Source organism: Micromonospora sp. (assembly GCF_048594385.1).
GTDB lineage: Bacteria > Actinomycetota > Actinomycetes > Mycobacteriales > Micromonosporaceae > Micromonospora > Micromonospora wenchangensis.
In genome coordinates this window covers 1-19114 of record NZ_JBMDWU010000426.1, presented here as the reverse complement: position 1 = coordinate 19114, position 19114 = coordinate 1, and the positions used below count along the sequence as shown (strand labels likewise).

Sequence of the window (19114 nt, the reverse complement as noted above, 5' to 3'; positions counted from 1 at the left end):
GGGCGGGGCCGGGGGGCTCCGGGGGGCGCGGGGCCTGGGCCCCCTCGCCACCCACGGCCAGCCGCAGGTACGGAGGATCAGATTATCGGTGCCGTCAACCGGTTTTCCGCCTCACCGGCCGGCCGTCGTGACACCGGCACGGGAGGCGGTTCAGCCCCGGCAGCCGGCCGGGCTGTCGCCGCCCGACGGCACGGAGGCGACCACCGCGTCGGAGATCGGGGTGAGCCACTGCAACGCCCCCTCGTACGCCCGGGGCACCGTCACCGTGACGGCGGTCTCCCGGTCGAGCGTGGTGAGCACCGTGGCGTCCGACCGCTCGTCGGCGTGCCAGCAGACCCGGTTGACGGTCCACACGTCGGCGGTGGCGTCCACGGTCGGCTCGGCACCCCCGCAGGCCACGGTCAACGCCGGGTCACCGTAGGCGGCGTTCTGCTCGGCGCCGGCGGTCACCGGCCGCTGGGCGAGGTCCCGCACGGTGGCCGGCAGTTGCGACACCAGCGCCCGGCACACCACACCGGGCCGTTCGGCCAGCGCCGGGGCGGGCATCTCGACCGGGGCGCTGGACCTCGGCCCGGCACTGGTCGGCGACGCCTCCGGCGCGGCCACCGGCGCGTCCGGGGAGAGCTTGGCGAAGGTGAAGCCGGCCACGGCCACCGTCACCGGCACGGCGACCAGGGTGGCCCAGAGCGCGGCCCGCCGGGTCGACCGGTCCACCGCCGGCCGGTCGGCGGTGGGCGCGACGTCGGTCGGGGTCTCGGGGGAGGAGGTCTTCTCGTCCACTTACAGGCGCACCACCGAACACGTGAGGGTGCGGGTGATGCCGGGCACCATCTGCACGTTGCTGACGATCAGTTTGCCGAGTTCGTCGACGGTGTTCGCCTCGGTGAGGACGACCACGTCGTACGGCCCGGTGACGGCGTCGACGCGTACCACGCCGGCAAGATCCGCGATCAGACCGGCCACGTCCCGCGCCCGGCCCACCTCGGTCTGGATGAGGATGTACGCCTGTACCACGACTCGACCTCCGTCCGTCGCCGCCAGGGGCGGCCCGAAGGGTGAAAATACCCTACGGAGCAGGCGTGATCCCTGGCGGTGGTCGCGGTTAAGCAGCTAGCGAGCGTGTCGGAAGGAAGACATGGGTGTCGCGGACGTGGGCGAGTTCGGCCTCATCGACCGGGTGACCACCCGGCTGACGTACGGATCGGCCTGCCTGCTCGGGCCGGGCGACGACGCCGCCGTGGTGGCCGCCGGCGACCGGCGGGTGGTCGCCTCCACCGACGTGCTGGTCGAGGGGCGGCACTTCCGGCGGGACTGGTCGGGCGCGCGGGACGTCGGACACCGGGCGGCGGCGGCCAACCTCGCCGACATCGCCGCCATGGGCGCCACCCCCACCGCCCTGCTGGTGGCCCTCTGCATCCCCGCCGACCTGGACACCGCCTGGGTGGAGGAACTGGCCGACGGGCTGGCCGCCGAGGCGGCACTGGTCGACGCGGGGGTGGTCGGTGGGGACATGTCCGCCAGCCCCACCCTGACCATCGCGGTGACCGCTCTCGGCGACCTGGCGGGCCGGGCACCGGTGGTCCGCTCCGGCGCCCGGCCGGGTGACGTGGTGGCGCTCGCCGGCCGCACCGGCTGGGCCGCCGCCGGGCTGACCGTGCTCTCCCGGGGGTTCCGCACCCCGCGGGTGCTGGTCGAGGCGTACCGGCGGCCGGAGGTGCCCTACCGGGCCGGGCCGGAGGCGGCCCGGCTCGGCGGCACCGCCATGATCGACGTGTCGGACGGGTTGCTGGCCGACCTGGGCCACCTGGCGAAGGCCAGCGGTGTCGGGGTCGACCTGCGCCGGGACGCCTTCGACGTACCCCCGCAGATGCGCGACGCCGCCCAGGCGCTCGGCGTCGACCCGTACACCTGGATCCTGGCCGGTGGCGACGATCACGCCCTGGTCGCCACCTTCCCGGCGACGGTGGCGCTGCCGGACCGGTGGCGTCCGGTGGGCCGGGTGATCGAGGGCGGCGGGGTGACCGTCGACGGTGACGTGTACGACGGACCAGCAGGCTGGGACCACTTCCGGTAAGGGGCGGTCGTACCCTTCCCCCGTGAGTGAGATCGAGATCCGACCGCTGGGCTTCGACTCGCCGGCGGCCCAGACGCTCATCCGGGCGACCATGGCCGACCTGGGCGTCCGGTACGGCGGCAGCGGCGACGAGACCCCCATCGACCACACCGAGTTCGTCCCGCCGCACGGCGACTTCCTCGTCGCCCACCTCGACGGCGAGCCGGTCGGCTGCGCGGGGTGGCGCAGCCACGGCGCGGACGCCGCCGAGCTGAAACGGATGTACACCACCCCGGCCGTGCGGGGGCGTGGGGTGGCCCGCGCCCTGCTCGCCGCCATCGAGGAGTCGGCCCTCCGGCACGGGCGCACGCGGATCATCCTGGAGTGCGGTGACCGGCAACCCGAGGCGGTCGCCCTCTACACCTCGGCGGGGTACGAGCGGATCGCCAACTTCGGCTACTACGCCGACGCCCCCGGCTGCCTGTCGTTCGGCCGGACGCTCTGACCGGTCGTGCGACGCGCCGGTCCCACTCGCGGCGGCGGGGACCCGCGCGCCGGCCCGGCGGCGTCAGGCGACGGTGAACCGGAGCCGGTCGGCGCCGGCACGGGCGGCGGCCGCCGCCTCGGCCGGGTCGGCGCCCCAGGCCAGCACGTGCCCACCCCGGCGTACCGACGAGGTGACCTCGCCGACCCGGTCCCCGACGGCCACGTCGAGCTGCACGGCGAGGACGCCGGGCACCCGGCGGGCGTCGCGCAGCCCGTCGACCGCGGTCAGCGTCCCCGGCGGCGGCAGCAGGAACTCCACCGCCGACGCCCCGGACGGCCGGGCCGGCAGCCGGGGCCGCTCGCCGCGCAGCGTCCGCAGGTAGGCGTCGATGAACCCGCACTCGTACGCCAGCGAGATCAGTGCGGCGATCATGTCGCCGGGCAGTCGGGCGGCGCACTCCACCAGCGTCGGCACCCCGTCGGCGACGATCCATTCGCTGTGCAGCACACCGGTGCGGAAGCCGGCCGCCGCCGCCAGCCGGGTGGCCGCCGCGACGAGTTCAGCGCGGCCGTCCGCCGGCAGCGCCGACGGCACCGTGTGCCCGGTCTCCACCGGGCGGCGACCGGGCAGCACCCGCTTGTCGGTGACGTTGCCGAAGCACACCTCGCCGTCGGCGACCAGCAGTTCGACGCTGTACTCCGGCCCGAGCAGGGTCTGTTCGACAAGCACCTCGGTGGGCAGGTCGGTGGCCGCCTCCACCGGCGCCTCCGGGGCGGCGGTCGCCGACCAGGCCGCCGACAGGTCGTCACCGGCGTCGACGAGTTGCACGCCGAGGCTGCCGGAGCGACGGGTCGGCTTCAACACGCACCGGCCACCGAACCGGGCCGCGAACGCCGCCGCCCGCTGCGGGGAGTCGACCAGCTCGTACGCCGGATTGGCCAGCCCGGCCCGGTCGGCCAGTACGCGCATCCGGTGCTTGTCGGAGAACACGTCGGCGGCCTGCGGGCCGGCGCCGGGCAGGCCCAGCCGTTCGGCGAGCCGGGCGGCGGCCCGGACCGCGTACTCCAGGCCGGGCATCACCAGCCGGGCGGTGGCCAGCCCCGGCTCCCGGGCCAGCAGCTCCTCGACGTCCAGGCCGGTCTGGTAGCGGGCGGACACCACCCGGGACACCACCGGCAGCCGGGCCGTCGTCGCGGTGACGTCCCGCCGGGCGATGATCTCCGGCTCCTCGACGAGCACCACGTTGCCCGCCGGCAGCTCCTCGGCGAACCAGTGCAGCATGCCGAGCGAGGCGCCCACGACGATCATCTCGTCGCGGCCCAGGTCGAGGTCCAAAGGTCGTCCTCCGTACGGGTCGGTCACCGGGTGGCGGGGACACACGACAGTACCGGCGGGCCGGACGGCCCACCGGTACTGATCGGAGCTGAAGCGGTGGAGGTGTTACCAGGTCAGGCGCGGGTGACCTTGCCGGCCTTGATGCACGAGGTGCAGACCTGGAGCTTCTTGGTGGTGCCCCCACCGGCCGGGGTACGCACCGACTGGATGTTCGGGTTCCAGCGGCGGTTGGTCTTCTTCTTGGACCAGGGCACGTTGTGGCCGAAGCCCGGCCCCTTGCCACAGACGTCGCACACGCTAGCCACGGGATACTCCTGAGATTGATACGTTCATGAGGTCGCCGGCAGGCGCTGCCCGGACAACCTGGCCAGGGTACCCGATGCACTCCGGGCAGGACCAACCGCCCGTCCCGGCCCCCGCCGCCCTGCCCGGTCGGCCGCCCAGGACCGGGACGTCCCGCCCGAACCGGACCGGGACACGCCAGCCGACCCCGGCGGGTGTCGGTCGCCGCCAGTAGGCTTCTGGCCGTGCTGGACACCCTCGACGCCGCCGCGGTGGGCCGCTGGTGTGCGGGCGGTCTGGCCGCGCTGCGCCGGCACCAGGGCGAGATCGACGAGCTGAACGTCTACCCCGTGCCCGACGGCGACACCGGCACCAACCTCGTGCTCACGCTCGCCTCGGCCCAGCAGGCACTGGCGATGGGACCCGGCACCCTGCCCGAGGACGGCACGACCGCGCACGGGCGGGCGCTGCGACTGATGGCCCGGGGCGCGCTGCTCGGCGCGCGGGGCAACTCCGGGGTGATCCTCTCGCAGATCCTGCGCGGCCTCGCCGACACGCTCGGCGACGTGCCCGCCGTCGCCGGCCGGGCGCTGGCCGCCGCGCTCCGCGACGCCACCACCGCCGCCTACGCCGCGGTGGCCCGACCGGTCGAGGGCACCGTGCTGAGTGTGGTCGCCGCCGCCGCGACCGCCGCCGAGCAGACCGACAGCGACGACCTGTGCACCGTGGCCCGGGCCGCCGCCGGGGAGGCCGCCCGCGCGTTGGCGCGTACCCCCGGGCAGCTGCCCGCGCTGGCCCGGGCCGGCGTGGTCGACGCCGGCGGCCGGGGGCTCTGCCTGCTGCTCGACGCGCTGGTCGAGGTGGTCACGGGGGAGGCCCCGGCCGGGCCGACGCCGGTGGCCCGCCCGGCGCGCCCGGCGCTGACGGTGGTCCGGGAGACCGGCTCCCCCGAGTACGCCTACGAGGTGCAGTTCCTGCTCGACGCCCCGCACGAGGCGGTGACCCGGATGCGCGCCGAACTGGCCACGCTGGGCGACTCGCTGGTGGTGGTCGGCGACGCCGGCGCACCCGCCGAGTCCACCACCTGGAACGTCCACGTCCACGTCAACGACGTGGGGGCGGCCGTCGAGGCGGGGGTGGCCGCCGGCCGGCCGTACCGGATCTCGGTGACCCGGTTCGCCGACCAGGCCCCGCCGGCCCCCGGTCCGGCCGCCGACGGCCGGGCGGCCGTGGTGGTCGCGACCGGTGTCGGCATCGCCGAACTCCTCGGTGGGGAGGGGGCGACGGTGGTGCCGGGCAACCCGTCCACCGGCGAGCTGCTGGACGCGATCCGGGCCACCGCCGCCGCCCGGGTGGTGGTCCTGCCCAACGACCCGAACACCCAGGCGGTGGCGAGCGCCGCCGCCCGGGAGGCGCACCGGCTCGGGGTTAAGGTCAGCGTGGTGCCGACCCGCTCGCCGGTGCAGGCGCTGGCCGCGCTCGCCGTGCGGGACCCGCAGCGCCGGTTCGCCGACGACGTCATCGCGATGGCCGAGGCGGCCGGGGCCTGCCGGTACGCCGAGGTGTGCCACGCCAGCCGGGAGGCGCTGACCGTCGCCGGCCCGTGCCGGCCCGGCGACGTGCTGGCCCTGGTCGAGGGGGAGGTGCACCTGATCGGCAGCGACCTGGTCGACACCTGTGCCGCCGTGGTCGACCGGATGCTCGGCGGCGGCGGTGAGCTGGTCACCCTGCTCACCGGCGCGGACGCCCCGGCCGGGCTCGCCGAGGCGGTCCGCGAGCACGTGACCCGGCGCTGGCCCTTCGTCGAGGTGCAGGCGTACCCGGGCGGGCAACCGCACTATCCGCTCCTGGTGGGGGTCGAATGACGACGGCCGAACCGGCCACGGTGGACACCGCGCTGACGAAGCTGGTCGGGGAGCGCACCGCCAAGGCGCTCGCCGGTCATCTCGACCTGCACACCGCCGGTGACCTGATGTACCACTTCCCGCGCCGCTACGACGAGCGCGGCGAGCACACCGACATCCGCTCGCTGGACGTCGGTGAGCAGGTCACCGTGCTGGCCCAGGTGCAGCGCACGGCGGTGCGTCCGATGCGGCAGCGACGGGGCAACCTGCTGGAGGTGACCGTCGGCGACAACTCGGGCGGGACGCTGACGTTGACCTTCTTCGGCAACCAGGCGTGGCGGGAACGCGAGCTGCGCCCCGGCCGGTGGGGGTTGTTCGCCGGCAAGGTCACCGAGTTCCGGGGCAAGCGGCAGCTCAACGGCCCCGAGTACGTGCTGCTCGGCGAGGGCGGAGAGGGTGAGGCGGCGGCCTCCGAGGAGGTCGAGGAGTTCGCCGGGGCGCTGATCCCGGTCTATCCGGCCGCCGCCGCCGTGCCGACCTGGGTGATCGCCCGGTGCGTCCGGGTGGTGCTGGACACGGTCGCCCCGCCGGACGATCCGCTGCCGGCGTCGCTGCGGGCCGAACGCAAGCTGGTCGGCATCGGCACCGCACTGCGCGAGATCCACCGACCGTCGAGCAAGGAGGAGCTGTACCGGGCCCGTCGCCGGCTCAAGTGGGACGAGGCGTTCGCCGTGCAGCTGACCCTGGTGCAGCGCAAGCTGCGGGCGGCGTCCTGGCCGGCGAAGCCGCGCCCGGCGAAGGCGGGTGGCCTGCTCGACGCGTTCGACGCCCGGCTGCCCTACGAGCTGACCCCCGGGCAGCGCGACGTCGGCGTCGAGATCGCCGCCGACCTGACCACCCCGCATCCGATGCACCGGCTGTTGCAGGGCGAGGTCGGTTCCGGCAAGACGGTGGTGGCGTTGCGGGCGATGCTCCAGGTGGTCGACGCGGGCGGTCAGGCGGCGCTGCTGGCCCCGACCGAGGTGCTCGCCGCCCAGCACCACCGGGGCATGCTCGACCTGCTCGGCCCGCTGGCCCAGGCCGGTGAGCTGGGCGCGGCCGAGGACGCGACCCGGGTGGAACTGGTCACCGGCTCGCTGGGCGCGGCGGCCCGCCGGCGGGCCCTGGCCGAGGTCGCGCAGGGGCGGGCCGGCATCGTGCTCGGCACCCACGCCCTGCTCTACGAGGGCGTCGACTTCGCCGACCTGGGACTGGTGGTGGTCGACGAGCAGCACCGGTTCGGCGTGGAGCAGCGCGACGCGCTGCGTTCCAAGGCCGACCAGCCGCCGCACGTGCTGGTGATGACGGCCACCCCGATCCCGCGCACGGTGGCGATGACCGTCTACGGCGACCTGGAGACCTCCACCCTGTCCCAGTTGCCGCAGGGGCGGTCCCCGATCGCCTCGCACGTGGTGCCGGCGGCCGAGAAGCCGGCCTTCCTGGACCGGGCGTGGCGGCGGGTGCGCGAGGAGGTCAGCGCCGGCCACCAGGCGTACGTGGTGTGCCCGCGCATCGGTGAGGGGCCGGCGGCCGAGGAGGAGCCGCCCCGCGAGGACGACAACGGGCGACGCCCCCCGCTGGCGGTGACCGAGGTGGCGCCGCTGCTCGCCGACGGTCCGCTGCACGGGCTGCGGATCGGCGTCCTGCACGGTCGGCTGCCCGCCGACGAGAAGGACGCGGTGATGCGCTCCTTCGCCGACGGCGACCTCGACGTGCTGGTCGCGACCACGGTGGTGGAGGTCGGCGTGAACGTGCCCAACGCCACCGTGATGATCGTCCTGGACGCCGACCGGTTCGGGGTGTCGCAACTGCACCAGCTCCGGGGCCGGGTCGGCCGGGGTTCGGCTCCCGGGCTCTGCCTGCTGGTCAGTGAGGCGGCCGAGGGCTCGTCGGCGCGGGAGCGGCTGGACGCGGTCGCCTCCACCACCGACGGGTTCAAGCTGGCCGAGCTGGATCTGGAGCAGCGCCGGGAGGGTGACGTGCTGGGGGCCACCCAGTCCGGCCGCCGCTCGCACCTGCGGCTGCTCTCCCTGCTGCGCGACGCCGACCTGATCCGCGACGCGCGGGCCGAGGCGGTCGCCCTGGTCGACCAGGACCCGGAGCTTGAGCGGCATCCGGCCCTGGCCGCCTCGGTCGCCGCCCTGGTCGACGAGGAACGCGCGGAATACCTGGAGAAGGGCTGACCGCCGCCCCCGGGGCGTGGACGTCGGGGCGGCGTCCCGTCGGCCGGGTGTGCCGCCGGCCGGCGGGACGGTTCAGGGACGGCGCTTCTCGATGACGGTCCAGCCGGTCCACCCCCGATCCGCGACCATCCTGCGCAGCCGCCTGACGACGGGATGGGCCGCGTCGGCGAACGAGTCCATCAACCTGACGAACGCGGGGTCGGGGGTGACCTCCTGCTGCATCGCCAGCTCCCCGGCGGCCTCCGCCTGCGCGAACATCTCGGCCAGCAGGTCCGCCGTCTCGTGCAGCAGCTCCTCGTCCTGCGGGTCCTGCGCGATCCGACCGATCAACCGGTAGAGCTGGACGACCTGGGGGTTGTCGAGCTGGGCCACCTTGTCGGCCATCAGCGTCGGGATCGCGTCCGGCCACCGCGCCGCCATCAGGATCCACCCGTCGCGTTCGCCCTCGACGGCGACCAGTGGCACCCCGGCGGCGCGGAGCCGGTCCAGATAGTCGACCACCTCGGCGGGGACGGCGAGGGTGTCACCGTCACGGAGCCTGGCGATCCGCCGCCGGTGCTCCTGGAGCGCCCGGATCTGGGTACGCAACTGGTGGTCGATCTCGGTGGTGGCGGCGGCGAACGTCGCCGGGTCGGCGTCGAGCAGGTCGCGGACCCGGCTCAGCGGGACGCCGGCCTCGGCGAGGGTCCGGATCCGGATCAGCCGTACCACCGCCGCCGCGTCGTACGTGCGGTAGCCGGAGGCGTCGCGTTCCGGTTCGGGCAGCAGCCCGATCTGGTGGTAGTGCCGTACGGCGCGGATGGTCACCCCGGCGTACGACGCCAGCCGTCCGATCGTCAACATGGCCTCAGCCTGCCCGACCCGGGAGCACCGTCAACCCACCCGACGGCGGTGCACGACCATCGCGCCGGCGTACGCGACGACGAGGAGGCCGGCGCACCAGGCGAGTGCGGTCCACACCTCACCGCCGTCCGGCTGCCCGCCGAGCAGGCCGCGCAGGGCGTTCACGATGGAGGTCACCGGCTGGTGCTCGGCGAAGGCCCGCACCGGGCCGGGCATGGTGTCGGTGGGCACGAAGGCCGAGCTGACGAACGGCAACAGGATGAGCGGGTAGGAGAACGCGCTCGCGCCGTCCACGGAGGTGGCGGTCAGGCCCGGGATGACCGCGAGCCAGGTCAGCGCCAGGGTGAACAGCAGCAGGATGCCGGTGACCCCCAGCCAGGCCAGCGGGCCGGCCCCGGAGCGGAAGCCCATGGCGAGGGCGACCAGCACCACCACCACGAGCGAGATCAGGTTGGCCACCAGCGAGGTCAGCACGTGTGCCCAGAGCACGGCCGAGCGGGCGATCGGCATGGACCGGAACCGCTCGAAGATGCCGCCCTTGAGGTCCAGGAAGAGCCGGTACGCGGTGTAGGAGATGCCGGAGACGACGGTGATCAGCAGGATGCCGGGCAGCAGGTAGTTCACGTACCGGTCGGAGCCGGTCCGGATCGCGCCGCCGAACACGTAGACGAACAGCAGCAGGAACGCGATCGGCATGATCGTGGTGGTGATGACGGTGTCCGGGCTGCGGCTGATGTGCCGCAGCGAGCGCCCGAGCAGGGCGGCGGTGTCCGGCAGGAAGTGTCTGGTCATCGGGGTCCTCAGTGGTTGGTGCCGGCGGGGCGGGCGGGGTCCGGGATGCGGTCGGTGTCGGCGGTGGGCGCGTCGTCGCCGACGATGGCGAGGAACACGTCCTCCAGGGTGGGCTGCTTCTCGACGTACTCGACGGTGGCGGGCGGAAGGAGCTGCTTGAGCTGGGCCAGCGTGCCGTCGGCGATGATCCGTCCGTGGTGCAGCACGGCGATCCGGTCGGCGAGCTGTTCGGCCTCGTCGAGGTACTGGGTGGTGAGCAGCACGGTGGTGCCCCGGCGGGCGAGTTCCCGGACGGCCTGCCACACCTCGATGCGCGCCTGCGGGTCGAGTCCGGTGGTGGGTTCGTCGAGGAAGATCACCGGTGGGTCGCCGATGAGGCTCATCGCGATGTCGAGGCGGCGGCGCATCCCCCCGGAGTAGGTGCCCACCCGCCGACGGCCCGCGTCGGTGAGCGCGAAGCGGCCGAGCAGGTCGTCGGCGATCCGGCCGGGGTCGGGCAGGTGGCGCAGCCGGGCGACCAGCACCAGGTTCTCCCGGCCGGTGAGGATCTCGTCGACGGCGGCGAACTGGCCGGTGAGGCTGACGGACTCGCGTACCCGCGCGCCCTGGGTGGTGACGTCGAAGCCGTGCACGTGGGCCGTCCCGCCGTCCGGCCTGAGCAGGGTGGCGAGGATGCGTACCAGGGTGGTCTTCCCCGCTCCGTTGGCGCCGAGCAGGGCGAAGATGCTGCCCGGGGCCACGTCGAGGTCCACTCCGCGCAGCACGGGCAGTTCGCGGTAGGACCTGGTCAGGCCCCGGATCCGGATGGCGGGCCCGAGGGCCCGCGTCGACTCTGTCGTGGACATGGCGTCAGCATGCGAGGTTGACGCTGCGGCAGGGTCAAGCGTGAAACGCGCAGGGCGCGTCGACCGGTCGGTCGACGCGCCCTGCGGGCGTGCTGTGCGGGTCAGCGCCCTGCGGGCGCGCCGCGGGTCAGACGGTGAAGCGGATCCGCCGACGTCGGGCGACGAGGAAGAGCACCCCGCCGGCCACCAGCAGGGTGGCCGCGCCGGCCGCGATGGCGCCGGCCGCCGCACCGGTCACCGGGAGGCCGCCGTCCTGGTCGCCGCCGCCACCGCCGCCACCGGTGGACGGGCAGTCCTTCGGCTGCTCCCACTTCAGCGGGCCGCCGGAGTCGAGGTCACCGGTGACGGTGACGGTGAGTCCCTTGCTGGCCGGGAAGCTGACCGTCCCGGTCCGGCCGGGCTCGACGGTGATCTTCTTCGGCTCGCCCTTGCTGGGGGTGAACACGGAGGTCAGCGGGGTGCCGTCCTCCGGGTTGCTGATCCGGAAGATCATCTTGTCGCAGCTCGACTCGTAGCTGGCGTCGGGGGTGCCGACCTCGGGCTGCTGGCAGTCGGCGGGCTTCTGCCAGCCGCCGGTGAAGTCCTTCATGCCGGGGGCGGTGACGGTGATCTCCTGCGCCTGCCCGGCGCTGAGCCTGCGGGTCTCGATCTTGCGCAGCGGGACGGTCACCTGCTCGGTGAAGCCGCCGCTGCCGACGATGGCGAAGGTCGCCCCGGCGTTGCCACTGCGGTTGACCAGGGTCAACTCGACGTTGCCGTCGCAGTCGGACTCGGCGATCACCTCCGGCGCCGCCGAGCAGGTGCCCGAGCCGCCGTTGTACCAGGCGCGCGGGCCGGTGGAGCGGGCGCCGATGCCGGCCGGGCTGCCGACCTTGCGGTCGCCGTACCGGTCGCTGGTGTCGGTCAGCGGGTCGATCAGCTTGCTGCCGAAGACGAAGTCGACCTGGGTGTAGCAGTTCGGCACCTCGACGGCGAAGTCCAGGGTGGCCACACCCAGCTCGCCCGGGGCGACCCCGGTGAACTTCTTGATCGACTTGTCGAGCACGTACTGCGGGACGGCGAACTTCGCCGACGGCGTCACGTACGACACCAGGGCGAGTTCCTGCTCCTCGCCCCGGCACAGCGGGCCGTTGGTCAGCGTGATCGACGCCTTGCCCGCCGGCCCGTCGAAGGTGTGCGTGTAGCGGGCGTCGGCGGCGGCGACGCAGGACGGCGCGGGCTCGCCACCCGACGGGGTGCCGGCCGTCGCGCTCGGCGTGGCGGTCGCCGTCGGCGTGGCCGTCGGGGACGGTGAGGCTGAGGTGGCGCCCGCCGGGGCGGTCAGGGCGAGGGCCGTGGCCAGGCCGGCCAGGGCGGCGGCGGTCACGGCGAGCGGTCGCCGTGGCGACAGCTTGGGACGGATCACGCGTACTCCCGAGGTGAGGATGCGTCAGGGCGCGGCGGGGGTGGCGTCTGCGGGTCACGGCAGGGGTGGGAGCGCCGTGACGACGCCGGTGCGGCGCCCTGGCCGGCGGAGCGGCACCGGCACCGGGCCGACCCTAGTGGGCCCGTCGATACGGACATAGCGCACAGCCGGCACAGGGAGTGTTGTTATACATATGAGATCATTGATCTACCGGAAGTGATCAAGTGGTCACCCCGTCCGGGCGCACCGCGCCGCCGGCCCGCGCTACCCGTCGCGTAGCGTCACAGGCATGCACAGGGGTAGACCGTGACCCGGATCGTGGCCGGCACGCTCGGCGGACGACGGATCGCCGCACCCGCCGGCGGCGGCACCCGACCCACCTCCGACCGGGTCCGTGAGGCGCTGTTCAGTGCCGTCGCCGCCGAGGTGGACCTGGACGGGGTGCGCTTCGCCGACCTCTACGCCGGCTCCGGCGCGGTCGGGCTGGAGGCGCTGTCCCGGGGCGCGGCGCACGTGCTGCTCGTCGAGTCCGACCCCCGGGCCGCCCGGGTGATCCGGGAGAACGTCGCCGCGCTGCGGGCCGCCCCCGCCGCCCGACTGGTCACCGGCAGGGTGGCCGGGGTGGTCGCGGCCGGACCCGGCGGCGCGCCGTACGACGTGGTCTTCGCCGACCCGCCCTACGCGGTGCCGGACGACGAGATCACCGCCCTGCTGACCGGGCTGGTCACGCACGACTGGCTCGCCCCCGACGCGCTGGTCGTGGTCGAGCGGTCCACCCGGGGCGGCCCGGTCGACTGGGTGCAGGGCATCACCGCCGCGCGCAGCCGGCGTTACGGCGAGACCACTCTTTGGTACGGTCGCCGATCATGAGACGTGCGGTGTGTCCCGGCTCGTTCGACCCGGTCACCAACGGACACCTCGACATCATCGGACGGGCCAGCCGGCTCTTCGACGAGGTGATCGTCGGCGTGCTGGTGAACCAGTCGAAGAGCGGCCTGTTCACCGTCGAGGAGCGGATCGACATGCTCCGCGAGGTGACCTCCTCGTACGGCAACGTGCGGGTCGCGTCCTTCCGGGGGCTGCTCGTCGACTTCTGCCGGGCGCAGGAGGCGAGTGTGCTGATCAAGGGCCTGCGGGCGGTCAGCGACTTCGACTACGAGTTGCAGATGGCCCAGATGAACATCGGCCTGGCCGGCGTGGAGACGCTGTTCATGCCGACCAACCCGCTCTACTCGTTCCTCTCCTCCAGCCTGGTCAAGGATGTGGCGAAGTGGGGTGGCGACATCTCCTCGCACGTGCCCGACACCGTCCGCCGGGCGCTACAGGCCCGGCTGACCGTCCCGCGTCCCTGACCGTCGCGCCGTCGCGCCGCGTCCGGGCGGCGCGTCGGGCCGGGGTGGTGGCGGCGGTGGTGGCCGGGGCACGACATCATGTGGTGCAGCGCCGAAGCCGGGCGCAGGCCGCATCATGTAGGTCGGCCGACGAACGACAGGAGTGAGGTACCGGTGGACCCGCTCGACCGCATCGACGAACTGATCGCCATGGTGGAGCAGGCGCGCTCCGTCCCGATGTCGCGCAACAACTGCATGGTCGACCGGGGCGAGATGATCGCCGCCCTCGACGAGATGCGCGCCGAACTCCCCGCCGACCTGCGCCGCGCCGCCGCCCTGCTGGAGGAGCGGGACAAGATCATGGAGGCCGGCAAGCGGGAGGCCGACCGGATCATCAGCGAGGGTGAGGCGGAACACGCCCGGCTGGTCTCGGTGAACGAGATCACCGTCTCCGCCGAGCACGAGGGGGCCCGGATCATCGCCGAGGCCCGCGCCGAGGCGCAGCGGCTGCGCGAGGAGGTCGACGACTACGTCGACACCGCGCTGGCGAACTTCGAGCAGTTCCTCACCCGGGCGCTGGCCTCGATCGAGCGCGGGCGGGACAAGATGCACGCGCTGCGGGAGATCGGCACCTTCGGTGGGGACGAGGCGGAACGCCCGTTACCCTTCTGAGCGGCACCTCATCCCACCGACGGACGGGTCGGGCGTCGCCCCCGGTTCGACGACCCGGCGGTCGCCCAGGTAACCTTTTTTGTCGGCCTCTCACCGGCCGGAGTCTGACTATGCCCAAACACTCGCCTTCATCACTCAACCCCAGGGCGCCGCTGGTCCTCGACACGAGGGACCTGCCGCGTCGCCCTGGCGCGTTGCGTACGCATCGGCGGGTCGTGCCGGCACCGGCGGACCTCGGCGGAGAGTTGATCGGCGTGCCGGAGGGCGCGGACCTCGACCTCGACCTGAGGCTGGAGTCGGTGTCCGAGGGCGTGCTCGTCTCCGGGACCGTGACCGGTCCCGTTCAGGGCGAGTGCGGTCGTTGCCTGCGCGCGATCGACTACTCGTTGACCGTGAACGTCCAGGAGCTGTACGCGTACGAGAACAGCACCACGGACATCACGACCGACGAGGACGAGGTGGGCCGGATGCAGGACGATCTGATCGACCTGGAGCCGGCGCTGCGGGACGCGGTGGTGCTCACGCTGCCGACCAACCCGCTCTGCCGGGAGGACTGCCCAGGACTGTGCCCCGAGTGCGGGGTGCACTGGGACGATCTGCCGGCCGATCACAGCCACCAGCAGATCGACCCGCGTTGGGCGAGCCTGTCGCAACTGAACCGTACAGAGGAGTAGGAACCGTGGCCGTCCCGAAGCGCAAGATGTCGCGCAGCAACACCCGGTCCCGCCGGGCGAACTGGAAGGCGGCTGTGGTCGCGACCGTGGCCTGCCCGCAGTGCAAGTCCCCCAAGCTGCCGCACGCGGCGTGCTCCGTCTGCGGCACGTACAACGGCCGCCAGGTTCTCGAGGTCTGACCTGGACGCCGAGTGACACCCCCGACCACGGGTCGGGTGGCGCGCGCACCCCGGCGATCGCCCGGTGCCCCGGCTCCCTCCGACGCCGGCCCGCCTGATCCGGCCGGCCCGGCGAGGGAGTCGGGCACCGCGCGGATCGCCGTTGACCTCCTCGGCGGGGACGATGCTCCCGCCGTCGTGGTTGACGGCGCTCTGCGGGCGGTGCGGGCCGACCCGGACCTGCACCTGCTGCTCGTCGGCCCGACCGAGGTCGCGGCCGGGGTGGTCGACGCCCTGACCCCGGCGCAACGGACCCGGATCACCATCCGCGCCACCCGGACCGCCGCCGGGCCGACCGAGCACGCGCCCCGCGCCGACAGCACCGTCCGGGCGGCCGTCTCCGCCGTCCGCGACGGCGCCGCCGACGCGCTCGTCTCCGCCGGGTCCACCGGCGCCACCGTCTCCGCCGCCGCCCTCGGCTTCGGCCGCTGGCCCGACGTGCGCCGGCCCGCGCTGGTGGCGACGCTCCCGGCCGTCTCCGGCCCCGTGGTCCTGCTCGACGTCGGCGGCTCCCTGGAACCCCGACCGGCCACCCTGGCCCGGCACGCCGTACTCGGCGCGGCCTACGCCGCCGTCGCCCACGGCGTCGCCGCCCCCCGGGTCGGCCTGCTCTCGGTCGGCACCGAGGCCGGCAAGGGGGACCGCCCGCGCCGCACCGCCGACCCCCTGCTCGCCGCCACCGCACTGCCCGGTGACGCCCGCTACGTCGGCCTGGTCGAGGGGTACGACGTGACGTCCGGCGTCCGCGCCGACGTGGTGGTCACCGACGGCTTCACCGGCAACATCCTGCTCAAGACCATCGAGGGGGCGTACGCGATGGCCGGGGGCCCACCGACCAGTGGTGGAGCGCCCCGGGCGGCGGCCCTGCTCGGGGTCGCCGGAACGGTGGTGGTCTGCCACGGCGCGGCGACCCCGGACGACGTCGCCTCCGGTATCGCCCTGGCCGCCCACCTCTGGCGTCGCCGGGCCACCGAGCAGGTCCGGGAGCAGGTCGCGCTCCTTCCCGCAGGCGACGGCACCGACCCGGAGCGGGAGGACACCCCCACCCGTTGCGCCGCCGACCGGGCCGACGAGGTGACCGGGAACACCGGACCCACGCCGGCCGGCCCGACGGTCCAGAACGCACCCGCCGCCCGGCACCCGGGTCATCCGCCCGCGTACCCCGGCGGGACCGAAGCAGAGGTAGGAACATGAGCAACGACAAGCGGCGGCGTGCGCCCGTCAGCCACCTGGAGGCGGCGTTCGGGGTGACACTCGACGCCGAGCTGCTGGAGCGGGCGTTGACCCACCGGTCGTACGCGTACGAGAACGGCGGGCTGCCCACCAACGAGCGGTTGGAGTTCCTCGGCGACTCGGTGCTCGGCGTAGTGATCACCACGGCACTGTTCCGGAACCACCCCGACCTGCCCGAGGGGCAGTTGGCCAAGCTGCGGGCCAGCGTGGTCAACATGCGCGCCCTGGCCGACGTGGCCCGGGGCCTCGGCCCGGACGGGCTCGGCGCCTACCTGCTGCTCGGCAAGGGCGAGGAGACCACCGGCGGGCGGGACAAGGCGAGCATCCTCGCCGACACCCTGGAGGCGCTGCTCGGCGCGATCTACCTCCAGCACGGGCTGGACACCGCGGCGGTCGTCATCCACCGGCTGTTCGACCCGCTGATGGCCGAGTCGGCGGGCCGGGGCGCGGCGCTGGACTGGAAGACCAGCCTCCAGGAGTTGACCGCCGCGCTCGGCCTGGGGGTGCCCGAGTACCGGATCGAGGGCACCGGCCCGGACCACCTCAAGACCTTCACCGCCTGGGTGGTGGTGGCCGGCAACCGCTACGGCGGGTCGGAGGGCCGCAGCAAGAAGGAGGCCGAGCAGCGGGCCGCCGAGGCGGCCTGGCGGGAACTCACCGCGCAGGCCGAGCGGGACCGGGCCGGCACCGGGCCGGACGACGCCGACGCGACGCCCGGGTCCGCCCCAGCCGGCCCGGTCGGGGCCGCCGGCGACGGGCCGGCCGCCGACGCGGTGGTCCCGACGGCGGACGAGACCGCCGAGGCGGGACTGGGCCGTGCCTGAGCTGCCCGAGGTCGAGACCGTACGGCAGGGGCTGGCCCAGTGGGTCACCGGCCGGCGGATCTCGACGGTGGAGGTGCGCCACCCCCGGGCGGTGCGACGCCACCCACCCGGCCCGGCGCACTTCGCCGACGTGCTCGCCGGCCGGACGGTCACCGACGTGCGGCGGCGCGGCAAGTACCTCTGGCTGCCGCTGGACAGCGGGGACGCCCTCGTCGGCCACCTGGGCATGTCGGGGCAACTGCTGCTCCAGCCGGCCGAGGCGGCCGACGAGCTGCACCTGCGGGTCCGGTTCCGGTTCGCCGACGACGGCCCGCAACTGCGCTTCGTCGACCAGCGGACGTTCGGCGGTCTCGCGGTCAGCGAGGGCGGCGCCGAACTGCCCGCCGAGATCGCCCACATCGCCCGCGACCCGATGGACCCGGAGTTCTCCGACGCCGGGTTCGTCGCCGCGCTGCGCCGCCGGCGTACCGAGGTCAAGCGGGCCCTGCTGGACCAGACGCTGCTGTCCGGGGTGGGCAACATCTACGCCGACGAGGCGCTGTGGCGGGCCCGGCTGCACGGTGCCCGCCCCACCGACGCGCTGACCGCCCCCGCCGCGGGTCGGCTGCTCGGGCACGTGCGGGACGTCCTCGGCGAGGCGATCACGCAGGGCGGCACCAGCTTCGACGACCTGTACGTCAACGTCAACGGGGAGAGCGGCTACTTCGACAGGTCGCTGAACGTCTACGGCCGGGAGGGTGAGCCCTGCCGGCGGTGCGGAGCACCGATCCGCCGGGAGGCGTTCATGAACCGGTCGTCGTACAGCTGCCCCCGCTGTCAGCCCCGCCCCCGGGGTGCCCTCAGGGGCTGACCCCGAGCCGGTTCGGGGTTGCGCCGGTGTGCCGCGCCGCCGCCACCCCGGGCCGCCGCCGGATTTTCCCCGATCCACCCGATCGGGTCTTCCCGGTCGCCCCGACCCGACCGCTCCCGCGTCCTCGGGGGCGGGCCGGGGCCGTTCCCCGATGTGCCCCGGCGTCGCCGTCCCTAGCGTCAGCACGGTCGGCAGGGCGCCGGCGGGAAGGGGGCCCGACGGAGATGGGCGGCAGACCGGTGACGGTGCGGTTGGCACGGTGGAGCGCGGAGCACCCGTGGCGCGCGATCGCGCTCTGGGTGGTCTTCGTGGCGGTGTGCTTCGTCGGGGGCAACGCCGCCGGCCTGAACGAGGCCACCCAGGCCGACCAGGCGATCGGCGAGTCCGGTCACGCCGACGTGATCGTCACCTCGGGCGAGTTCACCGATCCGGCGGTGGAGAACATCCTGATCACCCCGCGTACCGGCACCCTGGACCGGGCCGCCGCGCAGGCTGCCGCGACCGACGCGGCCGACCGGCTGCGGCAGGTCACCGGGGTGGCGTCGGTGGGCGAGCCGGTCCCGTCGCGCGACGGTGCCGCGCTGCTGATGCCGGTCACCATGGCCGGCGACCCGGAGACCGCCGCGGACCGGGTGCAGCCGCTGCGTGACGCCACCGCCGCCGCCCAGGCCGCCCACCCGCAGCTGCGGATCGAGCAGGTCGGCGGCCCGTCGATCAACCAGGCGCTGGACGACACCCTGGGCCGGGACTTCAAGCGGGCCGAGCTGCTCAGCCTGCCGGTCACCCTGGCCATCCTGATCGTCGCGTTCGGCGCGCTGATCGCCGCCGGGGTGCCGGTGCTGCTGGCACTCTCCTCGGTGGCCGCCGCGATGGGGCTGTCCACCCTCGCCTCCCACCTGGTGCCCGCCACGGACACCACCTCCAGCGTGATCCTGCTGATCGGGATGGCCGTCGGGGTGGACTACTCGCTGTTCTACGTCCGACGGGAACGCGAGGAACGGGCCAAGGGCCGGTCCGGGTTGGACGCGGTGGAGATCGCCGCCGAGACGTCCGGGCACGCCGTGGTCGTCTCCGGCTTCGCGGTGATCATCTCGATGGCCGGCCTGATGCTCGCCGACGACGTGGTCTTCTCCTCCCTCGCCGTCGGCTCGATCCTGGTGGTCGCCGTCGCGGTGACCGGCTCGCTGACCGTGCTGCCGGCGCT

Annotated in this window: 20 protein-coding genes and 1 pseudogene; 13 read left to right on the top strand and 8 right to left on the bottom strand. The window is 74.3% G+C overall.

Annotated features, from left to right (window positions below; translation table 11 throughout):
• Window positions 1–150: 150 nt before the first annotated feature.
• Together ACOJTC_RS23205 and ACOJTC_RS23200 are read right to left on the bottom strand one after the other, a co-directional pair.
• Window positions 151–780 carry a DUF3515 family protein gene (locus ACOJTC_RS23205; RefSeq protein ID WP_204923794.1) on the bottom strand — a complete coding sequence of 210 codons (630 nt, stop codon included), beginning with the start codon at window positions 778–780 and terminating at the stop codon, window positions 151–153.
• The gene (locus ACOJTC_RS23200; RefSeq protein WP_088646044.1) at window positions 781–1014 is read right to left on the bottom strand and encodes an Lrp/AsnC ligand binding domain-containing protein; all 234 of its coding nucleotides are present in this window, start codon (window positions 1012–1014) and stop codon (window positions 781–783) included.
• 121 nt (window positions 1015–1135) lie between these two features.
• On the opposite strand from ACOJTC_RS23200, the gene ACOJTC_RS23195 reads away from it, so the two are divergent.
• Window positions 1136–2074, top strand: a complete 939-nt coding sequence (locus ACOJTC_RS23195) for a thiamine-phosphate kinase (RefSeq protein WP_204923795.1) — start codon at window positions 1136–1138, stop codon at window positions 2072–2074.
• 22 nt (window positions 2075–2096) lie between these two features.
• Window positions 2097–2558 (top strand): GNAT family N-acetyltransferase, encoded by a 462-nt coding sequence (locus ACOJTC_RS23190; RefSeq protein ID WP_420118472.1) that lies wholly within the window; start codon window positions 2097–2099, stop codon window positions 2556–2558.
• 63 nt (window positions 2559–2621) lie between these two features.
• On the opposite strand, the gene ACOJTC_RS23185 is transcribed toward ACOJTC_RS23190, so the two are convergent.
• Together ACOJTC_RS23185 and rpmB are read right to left on the bottom strand one after the other, a co-directional pair.
• On the bottom strand, window positions 2622–3875 hold the full coding sequence (locus tag ACOJTC_RS23185; RefSeq protein ID WP_420118471.1) for an ATP-grasp domain-containing protein: 1254 nt from the start codon (window positions 3873–3875) through the stop codon (window positions 2622–2624).
• Between the two features lie 113 nt (window positions 3876–3988).
• Window positions 3989–4180 carry a 50S ribosomal protein L28 gene (rpmB, locus tag ACOJTC_RS23180; RefSeq protein WP_046569512.1) on the bottom strand — a complete coding sequence of 64 codons (192 nt, stop codon included), beginning with the start codon at window positions 4178–4180 and terminating at the stop codon, window positions 3989–3991.
• A gap of 222 nt (window positions 4181–4402) precedes the next feature.
• Between rpmB and ACOJTC_RS23175 the strand changes: the two genes are divergently transcribed.
• Both ACOJTC_RS23175 and recG read left to right on the top strand, forming a co-directional pair.
• Window positions 4403–6022, top strand: coding sequence for a DAK2 domain-containing protein (locus ACOJTC_RS23175; RefSeq protein WP_420118470.1), 1620 nt, complete (start codon window positions 4403–4405; stop codon window positions 6020–6022).
• A complete protein-coding gene (recG, locus tag ACOJTC_RS23170; protein ID WP_420118469.1) occupies window positions 6019–8223 on the top strand; it encodes an ATP-dependent DNA helicase RecG in 2205 nt (734 codons plus the stop codon). Before ACOJTC_RS23175 ends, recG begins: the two co-directional genes overlap by 4 nt.
• 72 nt (window positions 8224–8295) lie before the next feature.
• Here the strand turns inward: recG and ACOJTC_RS23165 are convergent, their stop codons facing one another.
• The 4 genes from ACOJTC_RS23165 to ACOJTC_RS23150 form a co-directional block, all read right to left on the bottom strand.
• Window positions 8296–9066: a MerR family transcriptional regulator gene (locus ACOJTC_RS23165; protein WP_420118468.1), complete on the bottom strand. Its 771-nt coding sequence runs from the start codon at window positions 9064–9066 to the stop codon at window positions 8296–8298.
• A 30-nt stretch (window positions 9067–9096) separates the two neighbouring features.
• Window positions 9097–9858 (bottom strand): ABC transporter permease, encoded by a 762-nt coding sequence (locus tag ACOJTC_RS23160; RefSeq protein WP_420118467.1) that lies wholly within the window; start codon window positions 9856–9858, stop codon window positions 9097–9099.
• 8 nt (window positions 9859–9866) lie between these two features.
• Window positions 9867–10703 carry an ABC transporter ATP-binding protein gene (locus ACOJTC_RS23155; RefSeq protein WP_420118466.1) on the bottom strand — a complete coding sequence of 279 codons (837 nt, stop codon included), beginning with the start codon at window positions 10701–10703 and terminating at the stop codon, window positions 9867–9869.
• Between the two features lie 127 nt (window positions 10704–10830).
• Window positions 10831–12108 (bottom strand): cell wall anchor protein, encoded by a 1278-nt coding sequence (locus ACOJTC_RS23150; protein WP_420118465.1) that lies wholly within the window; start codon window positions 12106–12108, stop codon window positions 10831–10833.
• A gap of 306 nt (window positions 12109–12414) precedes the next feature.
• Here ACOJTC_RS23150 and rsmD point away from each other — a divergent pair, with 306 nt between their 5' ends.
• The 9 genes and pseudogenes from rsmD to ACOJTC_RS23105 all read left to right on the top strand — a co-directional run.
• On the top strand, window positions 12415–12978 hold the full coding sequence (gene rsmD, locus ACOJTC_RS23145; RefSeq protein WP_420118464.1) for a 16S rRNA (guanine(966)-N(2))-methyltransferase RsmD: 564 nt from the start codon (window positions 12415–12417) through the stop codon (window positions 12976–12978).
• Window positions 12975–13460, top strand: coding sequence for a pantetheine-phosphate adenylyltransferase (gene coaD / locus ACOJTC_RS23140; protein ID WP_088646035.1), 486 nt, complete (start codon window positions 12975–12977; stop codon window positions 13458–13460). The genes rsmD and coaD overlap by 4 nt, the downstream gene beginning before the upstream one ends.
• A 153-nt stretch (window positions 13461–13613) precedes the next feature.
• Complete coding sequence (locus tag ACOJTC_RS23135; RefSeq protein ID WP_088646034.1) at window positions 13614–14111, top strand: hypothetical protein; 498 nt, start codon at window positions 13614–13616, stop codon at window positions 14109–14111.
• Window positions 14112–14221: 110 nt separating this feature from the next.
• Window positions 14222–14785, top strand: a complete 564-nt coding sequence (locus ACOJTC_RS23130) for a YceD family protein (protein ID WP_204923805.1) — start codon at window positions 14222–14224, stop codon at window positions 14783–14785.
• Window positions 14786–14790: 5 nt separating this feature from the next.
• Complete coding sequence (rpmF, locus tag ACOJTC_RS23125) at window positions 14791–14964, top strand: 50S ribosomal protein L32 (RefSeq protein ID WP_088646032.1); 174 nt, start codon at window positions 14791–14793, stop codon at window positions 14962–14964.
• Between the two features lie 135 nt (window positions 14965–15099).
• Window positions 15100–16047 (top strand): annotated as a pseudogene (locus ACOJTC_RS23120) (phosphate acyltransferase PlsX); the annotation flags it as partial.
• 146 nt (window positions 16048–16193) lie between these two features.
• On the top strand, window positions 16194–17060 hold the full coding sequence (rnc, locus tag ACOJTC_RS23115) for a ribonuclease III (protein ID WP_420118463.1): 867 nt from the start codon (window positions 16194–16196) through the stop codon (window positions 17058–17060).
• Window positions 17053–17910, top strand: a complete 858-nt coding sequence (gene mutM, locus ACOJTC_RS23110) for a bifunctional DNA-formamidopyrimidine glycosylase/DNA-(apurinic or apyrimidinic site) lyase (RefSeq protein WP_420118462.1) — start codon at window positions 17053–17055, stop codon at window positions 17908–17910. The genes rnc and mutM overlap by 8 nt, the downstream gene beginning before the upstream one ends.
• A 224-nt stretch (window positions 17911–18134) precedes the next feature.
• Window positions 18135–19114: MMPL family transporter (locus ACOJTC_RS23105; RefSeq protein WP_420118461.1), on the top strand; the 980-nt coding region annotated here is incomplete at its 3' end.

Coding starts and splice junctions, on each gene's coding strand:
- rnc (WP_420118463.1), top strand. CDS start 16,194: ATGAGCAACGACAAGCGGCGGCGTGCGCCCGTCAGCCACCTGGAGGCG.
- ACOJTC_RS23155 (WP_420118466.1), bottom strand. CDS start 10,703: ATGTCCACGACAGAGTCGACGCGGGCCCTCGGGCCCGCCATCCGGATC.
- ACOJTC_RS23195 (WP_204923795.1), top strand. CDS start 1,136: ATGGGTGTCGCGGACGTGGGCGAGTTCGGCCTCATCGACCGGGTGACC.
- ACOJTC_RS23165 (WP_420118468.1), bottom strand. CDS start 9,066: ATGTTGACGATCGGACGGCTGGCGTCGTACGCCGGGGTGACCATCCGC.
- coaD (WP_088646035.1), top strand. CDS start 12,975: ATGAGACGTGCGGTGTGTCCCGGCTCGTTCGACCCGGTCACCAACGGA.
- recG (WP_420118469.1), top strand. CDS start 6,019: ATGACGACGGCCGAACCGGCCACGGTGGACACCGCGCTGACGAAGCTG.
- ACOJTC_RS23130 (WP_204923805.1), top strand. CDS start 14,222: ATGCCCAAACACTCGCCTTCATCACTCAACCCCAGGGCGCCGCTGGTC.
- ACOJTC_RS23160 (WP_420118467.1), bottom strand. CDS start 9,858: ATGACCAGACACTTCCTGCCGGACACCGCCGCCCTGCTCGGGCGCTCG.